This is a genomic window from Rhodopseudomonas sp. BR0C11 (genome assembly GCF_010820945.1).
GTDB classification, from domain to species: Bacteria; Pseudomonadota; Alphaproteobacteria; order Rhizobiales; family Xanthobacteraceae; genus Rhodopseudomonas; species Rhodopseudomonas palustris_H.
Genome location: NZ_QTKI01000400.1, coordinates 1 through 4,369, shown reverse-complemented (window position 1 = coordinate 4,369; position 4,369 = coordinate 1). Strand labels below are relative to the sequence as shown.

Genomic DNA, 4,369 nt, shown 5'->3' with positions numbered 1-4,369 from the left:
GATGTGGGTGGACGAACGGCGGCGCGACCAGATCGATGTGTTGGCGAGGCAGTTTGGAGATGTCGTCGGCGGCCGGTGACGGGCCTGGCACGCTCAGCGCGACTGCGATGACGGCGGCGTTCAGGAGGAGACCTCTAGGGAATAACATCGTTGTAATCCCTTCGCCTGGGTACGGGAAAGGGAGGCCGTACTAATCGCGCTCTGGTTGTCCAGCGCCTATAATGCTCGAAAATTCCGGTCGTTAAAAATCAGTAAAGCCTACGCGGACGGTTCATTGAAAATGCCTCCGTCCGCGCTCCACTCCAGCAAGAGCGAAGTCTGGGCTTGGATCACCTCCATCAAACGGATGGCACAAGCCGCGACCAGCGCTGCGGCCGTTGACCCGCTACAGCCTCGGCACTGCTCCGTCAGCGGCCGGTGAAGTTCGGCGCGCGTTTCTCGACGAAGGCGGCGGCGCCTTCGCGCAGGTCGGCGGTGACGAAGGCACGGCCCTGCTGCTCGGCTTCGTCGTCCAGCACCTGCGCGAGCGGGGCGCTCCATGCCGCTTCGATCTGGCGCTTGATCAGGCCGATGCCGATCGGCGGACCGGCCGCGAGCTGCTCGGCGATCGCCATCGCTTCGTCCATCAGGCGCTCATCGTCGACGGCCTGGAAGATCAGGCCGGATTGCTCGGCCTGTTCGGCGGACAGCGGACGGCCGAGCAGCGCTAGGGCGCGGGCGCGGGCGACGCCGATCGCGCGCTGCACGAACAGCGAGGTGCCGGCATCGAGTGCGGCGCCGAGCTTGACGAAGCTCAGCACGAACTTCGCCGAGCGCGCCGCCAGAACGATGTCGCCGGCGAGCGCAAGTCCGACGCCGGCGCCGGCCGCGGGGCCGTTGACGGCGACGACGATCGGCTTCGCGGCGCCGCGCATCGCCTCCAGCACCGGGCTGAGTTCGGCGCGCATCCACGGCGCGACGTCGGCGCCGGCGTTGAAGGTCTCGCTGCCGAGCGCCGCGCCGGCGCAGAAGCCTTTGCCGGCACCGGTGAGCAGGATGGCGCGGACCGCGTGGTCGGCGAGCGCCGCGTTCAATTCGGCGCCGAGCTCGCTGAGCAGGCCGCGGCGCATCGCGTTGTATTGCGCCGGGTTGTTCAGCGTCAGCACCGCGACGGCGCCGCGCCGCTCCGACAGAACCAGGGTCATCGCCGTATGTCCGCTTACAGGATCAAGCCGCCGCCGCAGACCAGCACCTGGCCGCTGACGTAGTTGGATTCCGGGCTGCAGAACAGATACACCGCGTCAGCCGCTTCCTCCGGCGTGCCGCCGCGCCCGAGCGGGATCATCCGCGCCATCGCATCCAGCATCTGCGGCTGCACCCCGACCTTGATGTCGCGGCCGGCGACGTCGATGGTCTTCTGCTGCGCCTCGATCGGCTGGGTGAGGCGGGTGTTGATCAGGCCGAACGCGACGCAATTGACGTTGACCTTGTAGCGGCCCCATTCTTTGCACAGCGTGCGCGTCAGTCCGACCAGCGAGGCCTTCGCCGACGAGTAGCTGGCCTGGCCGGCATTGCCGTAGAGCCCGGCGATCGACGAGATGTTGACGACTTTGCGGAACACCTCCTGACCGGCCTCGGCTTCCTTCTTGGCGAATATCCGGATCGGCTCGGCGGCCGCGCGCAGGATGCGGAACGGCGCCACCAGATGCACGTCGAGCATCGCCTGGAATTGCTCGTCGGTCATCTTCTGGATCGTCGAGTCCCAGGTGTAGCCGGCGTTGTTGACGATGATATCGAGGCCGCCGAAGGTCTCCCCGGCGGCGCCGACGAAGCGATCGGCGAAGCCCGGCTCCGAGACGCTACCATTGATCGCGATCGCATCGCTGCCCATTGCCTTGATCTCGGCAGCGACGGCGTCGCCCGGTTCGGCGTCGAGATCGTTGACGACGACGCGCGCGCCTTCGGATGCGAGCTTCAGCGCGATGGCGCGGCCGATGCCGCGGCCCGATCCGGTGACCAGCGCCACCTTGCCTTGCAGTTTGCCCATGAGGTTTCCTCGAATGCTTGTTGTTATGACAGGGCGACGATCGCTTCGCCGGCGAGCTTGATCTCGCCGGTCTGGTCGCGGGCGGTCAGGGCGAGTCGGGCGCGGCGCTCGCCGCCGGCCTCGATCAGCTCAGTGACCTGGCCTTCGCAGGTGATCTCGGCACCGACCTGGGTGATCGCCGCAAATCGCGTCGAAAAGCTGCGGATCCGGCCCGGCGGCACCGCGTCGCTGAGTGCCTGGCCGAGATAGCCCATCACCAGCATGCCGTGGGTGAATACGTCCGGAAAACCCGACGCCTTGGCGAAGTCGATATCGACGTGGATCGGATTGTGGTCGCCGGAGGCGCCGCAATACAGCGCCAGCCGGTGGCGATTGATCGCCGGGAAGCGTTTGTGGACGATGCGGTCGCCGACCGCGGGGGAGGTGGTCATGTCCATCGTGTCGGTCATCCGTTGCGCACCACGATGGTCCGCGTCGTATCGGCCACGTGGACTCCGTGCTGATTGTTGACGGTGGTTTCGACGCCGATCAGCGTCATCGCGCCGCCCTTCTTGTCGGTGACGCTGGTCACCTGCGGGCTGAAGGTGAGGGTGTCGCCGACCATCACCGGGGCGTGGTAGGTGAAGCTCTGCTCGCCGTGCAGCACCCGTCCGAGATCGATCTGAAGCGCCGTGAGAAACTCGAACGGGTTTTCGTTGTCGAGCATCTCGAGGCAAAACAGATAGGTCGGCGGGATCGGCGGCGCCGCGAAGCCTTCGGCCTTGGCCGCAGCGGCGTCGCGATAAACCGGATTGGTCTCGCCGAGCGTGTCGAGGAAGTAGCGCAGCCGTCCGGCCTCGACATGGGCGGTCACCGGGGTGAACCGGCGACCGACAGCGGATTGATCGACCATCAGATTTGCCTCACGCGCGCTCGTACAGCGTCACCACGCAGGCGCCGCCGAGACCGAGATTGTGCTGCAGCGCGCGTTTTGCGCCGTCGACCTGGGTCGCCTCCGCGGTGCCGCGGAGCTGCCGGGTCAGCTCGTAACACTGGGCAAGGCCGGTGGCGCCGAGCGGATGGCCTTTCGATAGCAGCCCGCCCGACGGGTTGGTGACGAACTTTCCCCCATAAGTGTTGTCGCCGTCGGCGATGAACTTCTCGGCGCCGCCTTCGGGGCAGAGACCAAGCGCCTCGTATGTGATCAACTCGTTATGGGCGAAGCAGTCGTGCAGCTCGACGACGTCGATGTCATCCGGCCCGACGCCGGCATCCTCGTACACCTTGGTGGCCGCGGCGCGCGCCATGTCGTAGCCGACCACGCGCATCATGTCGTGCGCCTCGAAGGTCGACGCCGTGTCGGTTGTCATCGCTTGCGCGGCGATGCGGACGTCGGTGCGGAGGCCGTGCTTCTTGGCGAAGGCTTCGGACACCAGCACCGCGGCGGCGCCGCCGCAGGTGGGGGGACAGGCCATCAGCCGGGTCATCACGCCCGGCCAGATCACCTGGTCATTGAGCACGTCGTCGGCCGAGACCTCCTTGCGGAACAGCGCCAGCGGATTCTTCGCCGCGTGACGGCTGGCCTTGGCGCGGACCTTGGCGAAGGACGACAGCGGCGTACCGTATTTCTGCATGTGGCTGAGGCCGGCGCCGCCGAAATAGCGCAGCGCCAGCGGCACGCCGGGGGCGTCGATCAACTGATCGGCGGCGGCGTCGAAGTCCTCGAACGCGCTGGGGCGATCGACGAACACCGAGCCGAGCGCGCCGGGCTTCATCTGCTCGAAGCCGAGCGCCAGCACGCAGTCGGCAGCGCCGGAGGCGATCGCCTGCCGCGCCAGGTATAGCGCGGTCGAGCCTGTCGAGCAGTTGTTGTTGACGTTGACGATCGGGATGCCGGTCATGCCGACCTGGTACAGCGCGCGCTGACCGCAGGTGGAGTCGCCATAGACGTAACCGACGAACGCCTGCTGGATCGCATCGTAGCCGAGGCCGGCGTCGCGTAAGGCCAGCCGCGCCGCTTCGGCGCCCATCAGGGGATACGGCCCGTTCGCGCCCGGCTTGACGAACGGGATCATGCCGACGCCGGCGACGTGGACGGGTGACGCCATTGTTCTCTCCCTAAACTTACCCATTGGACTTTTTATTACCCGTGAGTAATATATGCGAGCTGCTGGCGAGTCAATCGATCGGCGCCGGATCAGTTACTTGCCAAATTGCTGCCTGCGGAATTTGTGATGAGCGGACACGCCGCCGACGACCGATCGCCCTGGATGCCGTTCGAGAGCCGCCGCCGCGCCCGCGACGAAAAGCGCGAGGCGGTGCTGCGAACGGCGGTGCATCTGTTCCTCGAACAGGGCTATCATC

At 66.7% G+C, this 4,369-nt stretch carries 5 protein-coding genes and 1 pseudogene; 1 reads left to right on the top strand and 5 read right to left on the bottom strand.

Annotated features, from left to right (window positions below; translation table 11 throughout):
* Positions 1–407: 407 nt before the first annotated feature.
* From DYI24_RS22080 to DYI24_RS22060, 5 genes are read right to left on the bottom strand one after another with little or no spacing between them, the layout of a single operon-like run.
* Entirely contained in the window at positions 408–1,184 is a 777-nt protein-coding gene (locus DYI24_RS22080; RefSeq protein ID WP_164573853.1) for an enoyl-CoA hydratase-related protein, read from the bottom strand.
* A 14-nt stretch (positions 1,185–1,198) separates the two neighbouring features.
* Positions 1,199–2,026 (bottom strand): SDR family NAD(P)-dependent oxidoreductase, encoded by an 828-nt coding sequence (locus tag DYI24_RS22075; protein WP_164573852.1) that lies wholly within the window; start codon positions 2,024–2,026, stop codon positions 1,199–1,201.
* Between the two features lie 23 nt (positions 2,027–2,049).
* Positions 2,050–2,475, bottom strand: coding sequence for a MaoC family dehydratase (locus tag DYI24_RS22070; protein WP_205523630.1), 426 nt, complete (start codon positions 2,473–2,475; stop codon positions 2,050–2,052).
* On the bottom strand, positions 2,472–2,918 hold the full coding sequence (locus DYI24_RS22065; RefSeq protein ID WP_164573851.1) for a MaoC family dehydratase N-terminal domain-containing protein: 447 nt from the start codon (positions 2,916–2,918) through the stop codon (positions 2,472–2,474). Before DYI24_RS22065 ends, DYI24_RS22070 begins: the two co-directional genes overlap by 4 nt.
* 10 nt (positions 2,919–2,928) lie before the next feature.
* The gene (locus tag DYI24_RS22060) at positions 2,929–4,113 is read right to left on the bottom strand and encodes a lipid-transfer protein (RefSeq protein ID WP_164573850.1); all 1,185 of its coding nucleotides are present in this window, start codon (positions 4,111–4,113) and stop codon (positions 2,929–2,931) included.
* Between the two features lie 126 nt (positions 4,114–4,239).
* Here DYI24_RS22060 and DYI24_RS28405 point away from each other — a divergent pair.
* A pseudogene (locus tag DYI24_RS28405) lies at positions 4,240–4,369 on the top strand (TetR/AcrR family transcriptional regulator); the annotation flags it as partial.